Annotated in this window: 15 protein-coding genes; 9 read left to right on the top strand and 6 right to left on the bottom strand. The window is 60.2% G+C overall.

Annotated elements, in window-relative coordinates; translation table 11 throughout:
- Window positions 1–336 precede the first annotated feature (336 nt).
- A complete protein-coding gene (locus DDF70_RS25570; RefSeq protein WP_162820661.1) occupies window positions 337–2,136 on the top strand; it encodes an adenylate/guanylate cyclase domain-containing protein in 1,800 nt (599 codons plus the stop codon).
- A 177-nt stretch (window positions 2,137–2,313) separates the two neighbouring features.
- On the opposite strand, the gene DDF70_RS25560 is transcribed toward DDF70_RS25570, so the two are convergent.
- Together DDF70_RS25560 and DDF70_RS25555 are read right to left on the bottom strand one after the other, a co-directional pair.
- Complete coding sequence (locus DDF70_RS25560) at window positions 2,314–3,570, bottom strand: MFS transporter (RefSeq protein WP_114947588.1); 1,257 nt, start codon at window positions 3,568–3,570, stop codon at window positions 2,314–2,316.
- 3 nt (window positions 3,571–3,573) lie between these two features.
- Complete coding sequence (locus DDF70_RS25555; protein WP_114947587.1) at window positions 3,574–4,314, bottom strand: MBL fold metallo-hydrolase; 741 nt, start codon at window positions 4,312–4,314, stop codon at window positions 3,574–3,576.
- A gap of 299 nt (window positions 4,315–4,613) precedes the next feature.
- Here DDF70_RS25555 and DDF70_RS25550 point away from each other — a divergent pair, with 299 nt between their 5' ends.
- The 3 genes from DDF70_RS25550 to DDF70_RS25540 all read left to right on the top strand — a co-directional run bounded on the left by DDF70_RS25550 (window position 4,614) and on the right by DDF70_RS25540 (window position 6,327).
- Window positions 4,614–5,093 (top strand): DUF411 domain-containing protein, encoded by a 480-nt coding sequence (locus DDF70_RS25550; RefSeq protein WP_114947601.1) that lies wholly within the window; start codon window positions 4,614–4,616, stop codon window positions 5,091–5,093.
- Between the two features lie 41 nt (window positions 5,094–5,134).
- Entirely contained in the window at window positions 5,135–5,749 is a 615-nt protein-coding gene (locus tag DDF70_RS25545; RefSeq protein WP_114947586.1) for a class I SAM-dependent methyltransferase, read from the top strand.
- A gap of 122 nt (window positions 5,750–5,871) precedes the next feature.
- Window positions 5,872–6,327 carry an EF-hand domain-containing protein gene (locus DDF70_RS25540; protein WP_114947585.1) on the top strand — a complete coding sequence of 152 codons (456 nt, stop codon included), beginning with the start codon at window positions 5,872–5,874 and terminating at the stop codon, window positions 6,325–6,327.
- A 199-nt stretch (window positions 6,328–6,526) separates the two neighbouring features.
- Here the strand turns inward: DDF70_RS25540 and DDF70_RS25535 are convergent, their stop codons facing one another.
- The gene (locus DDF70_RS25535; RefSeq protein WP_162820660.1) at window positions 6,527–6,793 is read right to left on the bottom strand and encodes a hypothetical protein; all 267 of its coding nucleotides are present in this window, start codon (window positions 6,791–6,793) and stop codon (window positions 6,527–6,529) included.
- A 1,604-nt stretch (window positions 6,794–8,397) separates the two neighbouring features.
- Between DDF70_RS25535 and DDF70_RS25530 the strand changes: the two genes are divergently transcribed.
- Entirely contained in the window at window positions 8,398–8,739 is a 342-nt protein-coding gene (locus DDF70_RS25530; RefSeq protein ID WP_114947583.1) for a hypothetical protein, read from the top strand.
- Between the two features lie 147 nt (window positions 8,740–8,886).
- Here DDF70_RS25530 and DDF70_RS25525 read toward each other — a convergent pair whose 3' ends face one another.
- Window positions 8,887–9,159: a DUF2312 domain-containing protein gene (locus DDF70_RS25525; protein WP_114947582.1), complete on the bottom strand. Its 273-nt coding sequence runs from the start codon at window positions 9,157–9,159 to the stop codon at window positions 8,887–8,889.
- 244 nt (window positions 9,160–9,403) lie between these two features.
- Window positions 9,404–9,799 carry a carboxymuconolactone decarboxylase family protein gene (locus DDF70_RS25520; protein WP_114947581.1) on the bottom strand — a complete coding sequence of 132 codons (396 nt, stop codon included), beginning with the start codon at window positions 9,797–9,799 and terminating at the stop codon, window positions 9,404–9,406.
- 140 nt (window positions 9,800–9,939) lie between these two features.
- Between DDF70_RS25520 and DDF70_RS25515 the strand changes: the two genes are divergently transcribed.
- A complete protein-coding gene (locus DDF70_RS25515; RefSeq protein WP_114947580.1) occupies window positions 9,940–10,770 on the top strand; it encodes a cyclase family protein in 831 nt (276 codons plus the stop codon).
- 92 nt (window positions 10,771–10,862) lie between these two features.
- Here DDF70_RS25515 and DDF70_RS36935 read toward each other — a convergent pair whose 3' ends face one another.
- Window positions 10,863–11,210, bottom strand: coding sequence for a hypothetical protein (locus DDF70_RS36935; protein ID WP_162820659.1), 348 nt, complete (start codon window positions 11,208–11,210; stop codon window positions 10,863–10,865).
- A 491-nt stretch (window positions 11,211–11,701) separates the two neighbouring features.
- Here DDF70_RS36935 and DDF70_RS25505 point away from each other — a divergent pair, with 491 nt between their 5' ends.
- The 3 genes from DDF70_RS25505 to DDF70_RS25495 all read left to right on the top strand — a co-directional run bounded on the left by DDF70_RS25505 (window position 11,702) and on the right by DDF70_RS25495 (window position 14,579).
- Window positions 11,702–12,307 carry a hypothetical protein gene (locus DDF70_RS25505; protein WP_114947578.1) on the top strand — a complete coding sequence of 202 codons (606 nt, stop codon included), beginning with the start codon at window positions 11,702–11,704 and terminating at the stop codon, window positions 12,305–12,307.
- A gap of 684 nt (window positions 12,308–12,991) precedes the next feature.
- Window positions 12,992–13,324 carry a hypothetical protein gene (locus DDF70_RS25500; RefSeq protein WP_114947577.1) on the top strand — a complete coding sequence of 111 codons (333 nt, stop codon included), beginning with the start codon at window positions 12,992–12,994 and terminating at the stop codon, window positions 13,322–13,324.
- 229 nt (window positions 13,325–13,553) lie between these two features.
- Window positions 13,554–14,579: an IS110 family RNA-guided transposase gene (locus DDF70_RS25495; protein ID WP_114947576.1), complete on the top strand. Its 1,026-nt coding sequence runs from the start codon at window positions 13,554–13,556 to the stop codon at window positions 14,577–14,579.
- Window positions 14,580–14,815: the final 236 nt, after the last annotated feature.

Below are 14,815 nucleotides of genomic sequence, written 5' to 3'. Positions count from 1 at the left end.
ACTGGAAAGATCAAAATATTGCATGGAGCCGAAGTAGCCTGAAGGTCAGCACTCGTCGGGGCAGCGGACCATCACACGGCCAAGCTTAATGGCTCAAATTGACCCGAAGCGGAAATTACGCTGTCCGCCAAACTGCTTGTAAATTGCCATCCTTCACTGAAGGCTAATTCAGTATCTGTCGCTTACGGCGGTAGATTCATAATTTGATTACTCAACTACTCAGGCGAAATTAGGAGCTTGGCTGTACGCCCATGAGGCCTGCCATCAGATTGCCTCTAGACGAAGTGCTCCTCACGCAGCACCATGATTTCTCAACGCCTCCGTCATGGTGGTGAGATGACCAACCCTGCTGATCCGAAGGTGCAACGGCGTCTTGCAGCAATCCTCGCAGCCGATGTGGTCGGGTTCTCGGCGCTCATGGGCCAGGATGAGGAGGGCACCCTCGCACGGATCAGGAGCCTGCATCGGGAGATCTTTGAACCAAAGATCTGCGACCACCGCGGGCGGGTCGTCAAAACCACGGGCGATGGCACCCTCGTTGAGTTTTCAAGTCCTGTTGAGGCCGTCCGCTGCGCTGTGGAGGTGCAGGAGACCCTTTCGACTAGGGCTTTCCAAGATGCCTCTCAGACCCTCCATCTCCGCATCGGCATCAATTTAGGTGACATCATCATCGAAGACGATGGGGACATTTACGGCGATGGCGTGAACGTTGCGGCTCGATTGGAGCAGATGGCAGAGCCTGGAAGCATCTGGGTTTCGGGCAAGGTCTACGAGGAGGTTCGGGATAAGCTTCCGTATTCCTTTGAGGATCGTGGTGAGCAGCAGGTCAAGAACATCGTGAGACCGTTAAGGGTCTACAGTCTGCTCGGCGGTGCTGTTGACCTGAAAGCCAAGGTCCAAGTGGGGCAGGGCGATTCCCTCCGTGGCCGGCCCTCCATTGCCGTGCTGCCCTTCACCAACATCAGCGGCGATCCTGAGCAGGATTACTTTGCGGAAGGTCTGATGGAAGACATCATCACGGAGCTGTCCCGCTTCAGGGAACTGGCTGTTGCCGCCCGTAGCGCCTCGTTCGCGTTCCGTGGAAAGTCGGTGAACCTGCCTGCCATCCGCCGGGAGCTGAACGTCCATTACTTGCTGGAGGGCAGCGTCCGTAAAATCGGCAGTCGGTTACGTCTCACGGCCCAGCTTGTGGATACCCTGACGGGAGCCGACGTATGGGCAGAGCGTTATGACGAAGAGATGGGGCGTATCTTCGACGTTCAGGACGAGATCGTCGCTAAGATCGTCTCCACGTTATCGGGACGTATCAAAAGCGATGTGACAGAGCGCGCCAAGCGAAAGTCGCCACCGAATTGGGAGGCATTCGATTGCTTCCTGTTGGGCATGGAAGCGTTCACCTCGCCACGCACCAGAGAAAACCAGCTTCGTGCGGTTGAGTTTTTCCAGCGAGCCATCGGGATCGACCCGAACTACGCCCGTGCCCATGGGAAATTAGCGGCAAGTTATACGGTTCTAGCCCGGCTGACGAGAGGAGATGCCGAGGCCCGCGCTCGGGCACTGGCGGCCGCCCAGGATTGGGCTCAGAAGGGGGTGTCTCTCGACAGGGATGACGCCAGTTCGCTGCTCGCCCTGGGCTATGCCTTGCTATATGAGCGCCGTTTCGCCGAAGGTGAGCATTACATCGACCGCGCCGTCGCCTTGAATCCTCATGATGATCAGATGGGACTCCATCATGTGTCGGCTCTGTCGTATCTGGGGAAGGCGGAGCAGGCTGTCGAGAAAGTGGAAAGGGTGCTTAGACACAATCCCCGCTGGGCGGTAGCGCTGTTTGACTTAGGAATCGCTCACGTCTTCGCACGGAATCACGAAGCAGCAGTCGCGATTTTTGACCAGGTTCCTGTGCATGAGGAGCGCAGGTTGGTCGTTGCTACATACGCACATGCGGGCAGGATCGAGCAAGCTACCCACCACGCTCAACTGTACGTCGAGGAAGTGCGAGCAAGTTGGATCGGAACCCCAACCACCGATGTGGGTGAACTCGTGAGGTGGGACATGATGTACAATTGCCCATTCAAGTGCCGAGAGGACACAGCTTACTTTTGTGAGGGCTTGCGCTTGGCAGGACTCCTTGAGTGACCTGCCCTTCGGCCCACCGGGCGCGGCCCGTGGCGCGCAGATGGCGGACGGTGACATCGGGCATGCTCCTCTGGCAGCGGGCCTCGCGCAGGAGGCTATCCGGCGTGAATGCCGACCGTGCATCGTGGTGCTTGTCCCGCAGGATCGGGAGCAGGGAGTCGTCGGGGGCGTGCTCGCTCACGTCGGCGCCTTGCGGCCCCGCATCGCGAGGGCGACCACAACTCCGGAGAGGAAGGTGAGCGCGCCGACGCCACCGATGGCCCAGGGCAGGCCGAACGCGTCACTGATGACGCCTGCGATCAGGGCCCCCACGGCGTAGCCCAGGTCGCGCCAGAAGCGATAGATGCTGAGCGAGCGCGCCCGCCAAGTCGGGTGCGCCACGTCCGAGATCGCCGCCAGCAGGGTCGGGTAGACCATCGCGGTGCCTACCCCAAGCAGGATGCTGGCGACGAGCCACCAGGCAAACCCATCCAGCACGGAAACCATCAGCAGCGCGGCGGCCTGGAGCCACATGCCGGCCACGATCAGGCCCTTGCGGCCGATCCGGTCGCTGAGGGGTCCCGTGACGACCTGCAAGACACCCCAGACCCCCGGATAGACTGCCTTCAGGATGCCGATGGGTTCGACCCCGAGGCCCCGGGCGACGAAGAAGAGCGGGAAGATGGCCCAGCTCATGCCGTCGTTGAGATTGTTGACCAACCCGGCCTGGCAGGCCGCGAACAGGTTCCGGTCGCGGAACGAGGTGAGCATGAAGGCTTCCCGGAACCCGATGGGTTCGGCCTTCGCGTGCCCGGCGGCCTCGAGGCGGACGTGCTCGCCCGTGTCGTGGACGGCCAGGGCCGAGAGGCCGAGACCGAGGACCGAGTAGCCGATGCCGAGATAGAACGGGTCCGGGCGCAGTGCGCCCGAGGCCGCGGCAATCCAGCCCGTGAGAAACGCGGTGATGCCGACCATCAGGTACCCAGCGCACTCGTTGAGGCCGACCGCTAGCCCGCGGGACTTCGGGCCGACGAGGTCGATCTTCATGATGACCGCCATCGACCAGGTGAGGCCCTGGCTGATGCCCAGCAGCACGTTGGCGGCAATGATCCAGCCCCAGCTCGGCGCCCCGATGATGAGGAACGGAACCGGCAACCCGACGACCCAGCCGAGCACCAGAGTCCGCTTGCGGCCCCAGCCATCCGCGAGTTGGCCGGAGACCAGGTTCGTGATCGCCTTGGAGATGCCGAAGCTGGCGATGAAGGAGGCGATCACGGTCGTGGAGGCGAGCTTGAACTCCTCCGAGCCGATCAGCGGCACGACTGTCCGCTCCAGACCGACCATGCCACCGACGAAGGCGTTCACCAGGAGCAGAAGCGCGAACTGGCGCCAGTTCTCCCGGAGTCCGAGCCGGACGGAGGAGAGGGCCGTGACGACTGTTGTTGCCTCCGCCATGGTTCAGGCCGCCGCAGCGGTCGCGCCTGCGTTGAGGGCCCGCAGCCGGACGGCCTCTGGCGGCGCGGGCGGGATCTCCGCCGTCATGAACCGGACGAACTCGGCCTCGTCGGCAATACGGAAGGCTGCATTGTGCCGCTTCTCGAATCCAATCGTGGACATGGGCTTGCCGCTCAGGCGGCGGCCGCAGACCGAGCCCGCGAACGCACCCGGCAGGACCTCCACATAATCGGGCAGGTCCTTGAGGCGCTGGATGCTGCGGAACAGGTCGCTTGCTCCCTGCTCGGCGCTGGAGGCGAGCTCCGTCCGGCCGAGGTCGCCGACCATCAGTGTGTGCCCGGTTATCACGAACCAGGGCTCGTCGGCGCGGGTGCGGTCGGTGACGAGCAGGCACAGGTGCTCGGGCGTGTGCCCCGGCGTGTGCATCACAGTGGCTATGACGTTCCCGAGCGGCAGGACGTCGTCGTCCTCAACTGCATGGAAGGGAAACGCCACCTCTGTCTGGGACGAGAGCACATAGGCCGCCCCCGTGGCCTCCGCGAGCTGGCGGCCCGACGAGAGATGATCGGCATGGATATGCGTGTCGACCACGAACTTGATGCGCATGCCGGTCTCTTCAGCGGCACGCAGGTAAAGCTCGATGTCGCCGATGGGATCGACCACGGCTCCGCTCCCGTGACCGCCGCAGCCGAACAGGTAGGAGATCCCGATGGGATCATGGTGCAGGAACTGCCGGAGGATCATGGGATGCTTTCCTTGTCCAGGGCCCCCTCAATCATATGCGCCAGGCGTGTGGTTTCTCCACACCATCATCTCATGCTGCGTCGTTATTCCTGGTGGGTTCCTGCTGATGCGTTGGTGCATGAGGAGGACGTCATGATGCACGACCTGATGGGTGGGGAGATGATGTGGGGCATGGGCCTGTTCGGGCCTGTGGGCCTTGTCGTAGTGCTCCTCGTGATCGCGGCACTCGTGAAATATATTTTCTTCCGATGAGGCGTATCATGTTCACCAATCCCATTCCCGAAACACAGGAGAGCGCCATGAGCAACGCATTTGCGTGCACCCGGCGGGCTTTCGTCGCCGGGCTGGCCGGAGCCGCCGTTGCGGGCCCACTCCGGGCCGTCGAGGGACTGCCGAAGGTGACGGTCACCAAGGATCCGAGCTGCGGCTGCTGCTCTGGCTGGGTGGACCACCTCAAGCAGGCCGGGTTCCTGCTCGCGGTGATCGAGACCCCCGAGTTCAACCGCGTGAAGACGCGCTTGGGCGTCCCCAAGGCACTCGCGGCCTGCCATACGGGCGAGGCGGCCGGCTACGTGATCGAAGGGCATGTCCCTGCCATGGCGATCAGACGGCTGCTCGCGGAGAAGCCCCAAGCCACCGGACTGGCCGTCCCGGGCATGCCCGTAGGATCGCCTGGCATGGAGGTCGAGAGCATGGAGCCCGACACCTACGACGTGGTCCTGTTCGGGCCGTCGGGCCAGCGCACCTTCGCGCGGTACCGCGGCGGCCAAGAGGCCTAAGGGGTTCCGGGCCATCACAGGGCATGAGGCGGAGGCGTAAGATGGGTTTCTACAACGACGTCGTGCTGCCGCGCCTTATTGATCGTTCAATGAGGAACAAGGAGCTTGCCAAATATCGCCGACGGATTGCCGGGGCGGCTCACGGCCGAGTACTGGAAGTCGGCATCGGCTCAGGCCTGAATCTTCCGTTCTACGGTTCCAGCGTGACCGAGATCATCGGCTTAGAGCCGTCACAATCTCTCATCGAGATGGCGTCGCAGCGGGCGAAGGCGAGCGACAGGCCAATTTCCTTTCTGGCGGCGTCGGCTGAGGCGATTCCGCTCGATACGGGCAGCGTGGATGCGGTCGTGACCACCTGGACCATGTGCTCGATCCCGGACGCCAGGGCGGCGCTCGCCGAGATGCGGCGGGTCCTCAGGCCCGGCGGGGATCTCCTGTTCGTCGAGCATGGCCGGGCTCCGGACCCGTGGGTCATCCGCTTCCAGGATTGGCTCACACCCGTGTGGAGGCCGCTTGCCGGGGGATGCCATCTCAACCGGCCGATGGCGGATCTCATCACGGGGGCGGGGTTCAGGATGCAGGACCTTTGGACCGGCTACGCGCCCGGACCGAAGCCCTTCACCTTCCTCTACGAAGGGCGCGCGAAAAGTGCCTGAACGGATGCTGCCGGAAAGGCAGCGCAAGAAGAGGTCAAAGACCCGATTGATTGGGGGCGAAGCCGTACCACCGATGTCGCGGTGCGCTCCGTAGAACGTCTGGAGACAAGGAGGAGATCACGATGTTGACTGCACTGTCACGCACAGCCGCCTTAGCCATGATGATTGCCGCCGGCATGACGGCAGCGGCCAGCGCGCAGACCACCGCAGTCGAACCACACGATCCCGGTTTGACACTCTCACAGGCAATGTCGCCGGCCGGTGGACAAGGCATGATGAGTCAGAGCCAGGGAGCACAGGCCGGTCAGTCTACAACAATGCCGCCCGCTCAGCCCGGCATGATGTGTGGCATGATGCAACCAGGAATGATGGGGCAGAGCTCGATGGGTCGCGGCATGATGGGCATGCCCAGCCCGGCACCAATGAAGATCTTCTTTGCCATTGCCGATGCGAACGGCGACGGCGGGCTTTCCTTCGATGAGGTGATGGCCATTCACAAAAGGATCTTTGACAGGGTCGATGCCAACAAGGACGGCAAAGCGACGCCTGAGGAAATCCAGGCGTTCATGCGGGAATAGCCGCCTGCCAGTGGATCGCCGGCCGGGCGGCGGGACGAAGACCGATCCCGCCGCCTCATTGGGCACCTGCACGGGCACCGTCAACTTAACACTTTTACTTGCTCTTTCCGGTGTTTAGGTCCGGAGAGGGCCACGCATTTTCAATAGCTTAGACCCGCCGGGGAATAGCTGAAAACGCCGGAAAACCGCCTTTACTCAGTTAAGTTGACGGTGCCCTAGCAACCATCATTACTCGCGCAGCGAGTACCGCACGGCCCTTTGCGGTCAGGACCGCCGCATTCCGATTATCGGGGCTGAGCGTGGCGTATCCGCTGCTGAACAGCTTGTGCAGTGTGGCGGTGAGCCGGACCTCAGCATCGTCATGCACCCAGGTGTAATCACCAAATCGGTCAGATCGGTAGACGCGTGAGGCGGGCTTGGCGTGCAGGAGATTGAGTGTGCGCAATTGCGCCTGAGTGATGGACATGGATGCGATCCCCGAGCAGGTCATGTTCGTCGGCATAACGTCGGTGGGAAAAGGGCTGCGCCCAGCCTTGAACTGTAGTCGCGGCCCTTTGGTCCGTATTGCCCCTACGGATATCCTTGTATAAGCAACCTTCATGATCGGAACAACAAGTATTAATACCTATATCCAGAGTAAATAAGGCGCAATTCTGCATATTGTTTTAACATCCATTACAACAATATAAGATTCATCTTAGTAGCTGACGTTCAACAGGCCTATTTCTGCCGCTGCAAAGCCGCAATTGGCAACGCTGTCTTCGAATGTTTGATCGCATTCTTATGGGCAACGTTCTTCTACTTACGTGCCGTAGAAGCTCTTGCGCAAATGACGTCTGTGCTTTGCGTGCCCTGGGTTTTTAGCCCTGTGCGGCCGCCCTGACTCGGCGTTGTCCGAGGGCTAAGCCGGACACAGGCGAATCATAGCCATTCCTAAGAAGCGCAGGGCTAAAGACAATAATCGCAAGGGCCGTAACAACACACCTATCGCCCAGATCCGCCTTAATGGAGGCACATATTTGTAAAATACATGTTTTTACCGACTTGTTATTTTGCCCCTACGGGTCGAACCTCAGAGCGCCCTCGAAGTGAGAGCGCTTTCTTTTTTTCGGCTCAGATTTTCAGGAAAATTAGTCTCGCGCCTCGATCCATTCCATAGAAGGCGTTATACGAAATTGTGTTGCGAGCGCCGGAAGTGCTCTAAAGATTAGTCACGATAAACTCCCTTCCCATGAGTAATCCTCGGGAAGGCTAAAACCCACGCAACATAAGGGTTTACTCGTCATTTTAGGGGAGCGCGCAAGGTTTGTGCAATAAACCTGGGTACTTTGGACGAAGCGTGAACATCCCTCAGGCGGCGTCTCGATGGCGGACATTGCGGAGCGGACGCTGTCGTCTGCCGAGAAACTGATCAGTTTTGGCGGAGTTGGAAGTGCTCTGGTGATCCATGCTATCGACGCATGGCGATGTAGAGTACTGCCCGCGTGCCGCATTGCAACTAACTGTGTTTCGGCGTGCAAGTTTAACCCCGCTTGAGGAGTGATCGGCATCCAACTTCGACCCTTGCGGCGGCTTGCTGATCGAATGGTCCAAGCGGCCGGGCCTTATCTCAGCTCTTTAAGTTGACGATGCCGTCGGCTCTGTCTCTGCGCCATGGGCAGCGGCCTCCACTATCTGACGGGTGCCTCCGGTCATCGAGTGACACACGATCAGAAGCGTCTTCGTCGTGCCTGGGTGCAGCGGGTCGTCCATTGCCCGAGATCCCGGATCTGATGACAGGTGGCCGCAAGAGGATCAACCTGAGCCCGGATCCTCGGCCAGCAAGAGGCGCGGACTGCTTGTCAAAAACCGTCCTCACCGAAATTCGCATTGCATAGCATAGCATAGATGTAGAGTGCACATCATCTGTTGTTTGACGACAGTATGCCCCGCGGCTGCCTCCTTATCTCGATGCAACAGGAGCGGCGCCGGTCAGGTATCCAAGCATACACTTGATGGCCCTGCCGCATTTTTGACAGCATCGGAGTTAAATACGCCCCTCCTAAACTAGACAATAATGAAGGGGTAACCATGATTGCTGAGTCCGCGGACATCACCACGCCTGAAGCATTTCTGGAATATGAAGGCGTGAAGGTCTACCGCACCTATCAATTCGACGATCCTTCCACCTACCCACCCTCGGCGCACATCTTCACGACCTCTCCCGATGGCGCATATTCGACCGACCCGTTCCGCTTTGACATCCGCACCTTAACTGTTCCGGCGGCATCAGCCGATGAGGATAGTGTACGTGCTGGCGAAGAAACAGCTATCGCAGCAGTGCTGGAGCAAGCCATTGATCGTGGCATGATCTCGACGCCAGACAGCAGTTCCGCGTCACGGCCCCTTCAGGTCCATCAGCACGCTTGGTGAGGCTACTCCGGCAGCCGCACTCCTCAGAAACGAGAGGAGGGCGCGTTTGCAGGCGAGGAAGCAATCTTACATGCGAATGCTCCATTTGGGAAAATAAGTAGGCCCCCCGCGGCGGCCTCTTCATTGCCGGAAGTCTTTAGGACGGTATCAGGCCGCTTCGGCGACCGGCTCGGGGCCGGCCTCGTCCATAGCCCGCATGTAGACATCGAGCAGGCTGTCGTGCTCGTCGCGCTCGTCCTGGTCCTGCTTGCGCAGCTTGATGATCTCCTTGAGGATCTTCACGTCGAAGCCCTCGCCCTTGGCCTCGGAGAAGACCTCCTTCTTGGCCTCGTTCAGCTCCTTGATCTCGGTCTCGATCTGCTCGATACGCTCCACGAACGAGCGGATCCGGTTGCCCAGAATTCCAACGACGTCACTCATGGCCTCTCCTTTGCACTACGTAGACTGGTGCTATGCACCGCGAAGATAAGAACGGGGTTGATCCAGCACATCCGGCGTGACGGACGAAACCAACAAGGAGAACCGGGACTTAGGGTCATCTGAAGTCTTGCTGTTATGAGCTCTGCGCGGCAAAGCAGAAATCCACAGAGGGCAGGGGAGTCCCAGTCGCACATTCGGGCTGCAAACGCTTTCGGTCCGTTCGTGCTGATGGCGGAAACGCCTCTCAGAGCTTAAACGCGTCGTCGACCTCCACCCCGAGCGCCGTAACGATGCGGTTCGTCTCAGATGCCATCCCAACGATGGCCACCAGCTCGGCATATTCAGCTTCAGTCATTCCCTTGGCGCGAGCCGCCGCTGTATGAGAGTGGATGCAGTAGTTGCAACCATGCGCAATCGAGACGGCCACGTACAGCATCTCCTTGGTCTTGGCATCGAGCGCTCCCGGACCCATCACCTGCTTGATGCTCTCCCACGTGCGCTTGAGCGTGACTGGATCGTGGGCGAGCGCGCGCCAGAAGTTGTTGATGAACGCTGTTTGCCGGACCGCGCGGATGTCGTCAAAGACAGCGCGCGCCTCCGGCGAGAGTTCGTCGTCGGTGAGCAGTCTAACAGTCGCCATGTGGGCCTCCATGCAAAGCCACAGCCTAGCCCATCCCGTCTGGTTGGCCAGCAGGGTGGTGATTGACAGGGCTGAGAGCCATAAGGTTAAGTTTCAGGCCCAGAGGCTTGCAGGGCCGCCTTCAGCAGGGAGCTATCGTCATGTGCCAGCATTGCGTGATCGACCAAGTGAAGAAAAGAATGCTCGACCGCCGCAGCCTCTTCCGCGGCGCGGCCGCTGCGGCAGCCGCAGCGACGGTTGGCAGCATCGCTGGACCGGCACAGGCGCAGGCCCCCACCGTGGCGGTCTCCGCCAGCGGCGTCCGGGATTTGACCCACGAGTTGCAGCCCGACTTTCCCACCTACTTTGGCGATCCGCAGCTCAAGATCGTGCCGAAGTTCACCTACAAGGACCACAAGTTCAACCTGAATGAGTGGGTAATCAATGAGCACACCGGAACCCATCTGGACGCGCCATTGCATTTCTCGCCGGACGGCAAGAGTGTGGCCGAGATCCCGGTCGAAAACCTCGTGGTGCCGCTTGCCATCATCGACATCCGGGAGAAGGCAGCTGCCAATCCCGACGCGCAGGTGACGCCCGATGATATCAAGGCCTGGATCGCCAAGAATGGCCCTCTCCCGGACCGGACTTGTGTGGCGATGTACTCGGGCTGGGATGCTCACGTGACCGGGCCGAAGTTTCGCAATGCCGATGACAAGAAGGTGATGCACTTCCCCGGCTTCCATGTGGAGGCGGCAAGGATGCTCCTCGAGACGTCAGCCTCGGGCATCGCCGTGGACACGCTCTCGCTCGATTTCGGCCCCTCGCCGGATTTTGCCACTCATTATGCCTGGCTGCCAAATGGGCGGTGGGGCCTGGAAGGCGCGGCCAATCTGGGCCGCCTGCCGGAGAAAGGCGCGATGCTTGTGGTCGGTGCGCAGAAGGTCCGCGGGGGCACCGGCGGCCCTTGTCGCGTGTTCGCCTTTGTCTGAGAGGCGATCCTGGGGGTAGGTGGGCAATTCGTCGAGAGTGGAAGGTTCTGCCACACGCAATGCGAGCGAGTTGAACTTATCCGTGGCGCTCTTCAGCGGAGAATACGCGTCGAGCGAGCGACGAACCTTCCTTGCTCGAACCCGCTTCTGAAGGCTGCGGCATAGACAGCGGCGGCTCGCCTGACCTCGTCGAAGGAGCAATCCCCTGGCAGGTGAAAGAGCACCGCCTCACCGGCGTAGTCCTCGACGAGCCAATCACCCGAAGCCGGGTCGCGGACGATGACCATTGCTTCATCGGTCACATGGCCGGCCTCACCCGATTCCTCAGGCAATTTCTGACGTGCCTCGTTGTTGATCCGACGGACCGGAATGTCATTGTCGTTGGCACTGTCCCCAATGCCCGTAACGCAAGAGTGCCGTCCGAGAAGTGCTTGAGCCATGGCCGTGTCCTTCGGTCCATCCCTGCCGCTGCTTATACCCTGTCCTGATGTGAGGAGTCCCTTGAGCAGAACGCTTATCCCCCAGAGGTTTGAGACAGGGCGCTGAAGGCAAGATTCATCCCTGTCTGGGACCCGGCGTCTCCAGCACTCGCTTGGCTCCGATCTCTTGTCCATTCCTCGCAGACTTAGCCACCTCGTATCAAAGGGTACTGGCCCGTCGACATTATGGCACATCCGTGCCGCATCGCCCTCGATGAGTACTGTGACCAATTTCGTATCATCGAACTTGTAACGCGACTTCCACTGCGGATAGGACATTACGGCTCATTAGCCCTCTGTTTTTACGTGGCCTTAACCAAGAAAACAAAAACACCTGCAACATGGCGGCTGATTGCGTGAGCCGGTCCGTTTAAGCCTCTTTGTCGCCCAAACTGCCGGTCTCGATGGGCAGCGCTGGAACTCGATCATGTTGCGTATGCGGGGAGTTGCCAATGTTCCAAAAGTCTGCGCTGCGGTTATTGAACGTACATCGCGGCCTTATCCTGGCGCTCAGCCTGTCAGCTGCCGCAGGATGGGTCTCCTTTGCTATCTCGAGGCACTCGTTGGCCGAAATGGAACACCAGCTTCGCAAGCAGGTTGAAAGCATGCAAGCAATCCGAAGCCAGCTTCTTGCCGAGACCACGAAGGCCCAAGCCTCACTCTCTGGCGTGGCGCAACTCCGCGGAGAACTTGAAACGGCTCAGAAGGAGATCAATCGGCTTTCTCAGTCACGTGAGCAAACCGTGGCGGATCGTCCTCGCGCCAAGCCTGATACCAGAGGTGCAAATCTCCGACCCAATGACGTCAACGATGACGTATCGACTACCGGGTCCATCGGGGAGAAGACCAACAAGGCCCAAAAGGACAAAGCAGGCTCAGTAAAACTACCGGAGAAGCAGCCTCGTAATCCGCAGGTTGCAGCGGTCGGGATCGCCATACAGGGTACACAAAAGCCGGCTGAGAGGCCTCAGCGCGGCAATGCACTAACCGTCGTCAGTAAACTGGACACAGCTGCCCTGCGCCAGCTGACGAAGTCAGCCGGGGCGCCGGTGCAGTAAACAACATCCCTACGGCTGGAGCATCGTCTTTTGCGGAAAACCGGATCCACTTTTCCGCACGATGCGCTAGCGCAGACCTCTGCGCCCAACGGCGGGGAGAAGGTGCGAAACCGATCAACTGCCGAGGAGGTCGGACGAGACTGATCAGATCCCTCATGCAGAGCATTGCACGCACGAGATCCTCCTGTTGGAAGTTCCTGGGACTGCATCGATTGCAGACTTCTTATTGAAATAGGAGTTCGCGTATCTTTCGCAGAAGGTTGCCCATGCGCACAAAGATCAGCCCTATAGGTCATAGTAGTGGAGATTAGTAGCAAAGAATATGGGGGATTTTTTGGAGTTTTGAAGAGTTTATTTGCTCTGGTTGCGAAGTATTTCGCCTTATATTAGCATCATAAGTTGCACCCTCAACAAACGGTATCGCGCATGAGCAAGACGAAGCCCGACACCAACCAGTCCCTGCACCCAGCTCTAGTAGAACTACAACAAATCCTTGCCAGAGAGCAGACGCTGGAGGAGTTTCGGAAACGCTCTGGATATGATCCTTCCGCACCTTCCCGACGGGTCACGGCGCGAGAGGTGAGGAAGGCAGCTGAGAAGCGGCGCTAACCTACTGACAGCTACAGTTTTCGCCGGCCCGCCGTCCGGGTATCTGCCCGAGATCGACGAAATGGAGCAGGCGGCATGACGCCGGAGCGCCTCGCCCTGATGCAGCAACTGCTGAACAACGCGAGATTCGACTGGATCTATGGCGACACGGAGTATGTGCGTGAGCCGGTCGATTTCATCCCGCGCTATCCCAAGAACAGCGTCGTGGTCGATCTGCCACGCATCAGGAAGATCGCTTTCACCCTGCATAAGGACCGTGTGGCAATGGTCGACCGCTCCGGATACCCACTAACACCCTCGTTCATGATCGCCTGGGTGGAAGCGGAAGGCTACGTGATCCAGGCTTCTGCCTTCGATGACGACGGGAATGAAGTGGCGCAAGAGATGATCGGTTGCCCATGCCCCTAGTGCCTGGATCGATGATCAAATATGCCCCTGGGATCATTACAGCGCCCGATCTTTCTTAAGAGGAATGGACTGGGGAGGCATATCTGCTCCAACCGATCTCCTTCAGGCGGAAGCTGTTCTCAACCAGCGAAGTAGGGGCCAGCGCAAGAACTGATGGGGTAGACGCCCCCCAACGGCCTCGGTGTGCCACAGTGGAGGTGTTGATCAGCACCACTTAAGAGAGGCGTCCATGGGAGAGGTTAGCACAATCGGTTTGGATCTGGCGAAGAATGTCTTCCAGGTGCACGGAGCCGATGCCTCCGGAGCGGTCCTGTTCCGCAAGAAGCTGCGGCGGCACCAGGTGCTCACGTTCTTCGCAGCCCAACCATCCTGCACGGTGGCCATGGAGGCCTGCGGCAGCTCGCATTATTGGGCGCGCGAGATCCGCAGGCTTGGTCATCAGGTTCGATTGATCCCGCCGGCATACGTGAAGCCCTTTGTGAAGCGCCAGAAGAATGATGCGGCCGATGCCGAGGCGATCTGCGAGGCGGCCCAGCGCCCGACCATGCGCTTTGTGGCGCCCAAGAGCGAACAGGCTCAAGCCGCAGCGATCGTGTTCCGGGCTCGCGACCTCCTGGTGCGGCAGCGAACCCAGATCATCAATGCCCTACGCGGGCATCTGGCCGAGTTCGGGCTCATCGTGGCCAAAGGCCCGGCTCACGTTCCGCACCTGGTGCAGGCTGTCGAGGATGAGGCGGAGCCGATCCCGGAGCTCGCCCGACCCATTCTCCGGATGCTGGTCGCGACGCTCCACCGGCTGGATGAGCAGATTGCAGGTTTGGACCGCGAGGTCGCCCGGCGGGCCAAGGAGGATGAGACGGCGCGGCGGCTGATGACCATTCCTGGGGTCGGGCCGGTCACCGCAGTGGCCCTGGCGGCGCTGGCCCCTCCAGCTGAGACCTTGAGGTGCGGGAGGGACTTCGCCGCGTGGGTCGGGCTTACTCCACTCCAACGCTCCACAGGCGGCAAGCAGAAGCTCGGGGCCACCTCGAAAATGGGCGAGCGAACGCTGCGCCGCCTGCTGATCATCGGCGCGAACAGTGTCTTACTCCAGGTTGCTCGCAACGGAGCGCCGTCGGGATCATGGATTGCCCGGATGGTGGCACACAAGCCGCCGATGCTGGTGCGCGTGGCGCTGGCCAATAAGATGGCTCGCATCGTCTGGGCGCTGCTGGCACGCGGTGAAGTCTATCGGGCTCCGGCCGCGGCTGCGTAGGCAGTTGCGACCGAGGGGCTGTTGGGGCGTAGGAAGGTCGAAGGAGAGAGATGGCGCAACGGTCATTGAGACGGGATCAGACAAACCAGCTTGGGTACGAGAGCTTCGAGCGCGTAGAATTGATTGGGACCTGATCCGCGTACTCCCATCCGGGCCCGCGGCGTATGATCGGCCGCACTCGAGGCCGCACACATGTCCGCATCCGACCTGCGCGCTGTATCAAACCTGAAGATTCT

The sequence above is a fragment of the Microvirga calopogonii genome (assembly GCF_003347665.1).
Classification (GTDB): Bacteria; Pseudomonadota; Alphaproteobacteria; order Rhizobiales; family Beijerinckiaceae; genus Microvirga; species Microvirga calopogonii.
Note: the sequence above shows the minus strand (reverse complement) of the source record. Positions and strands in the feature narration are given on the sequence as shown.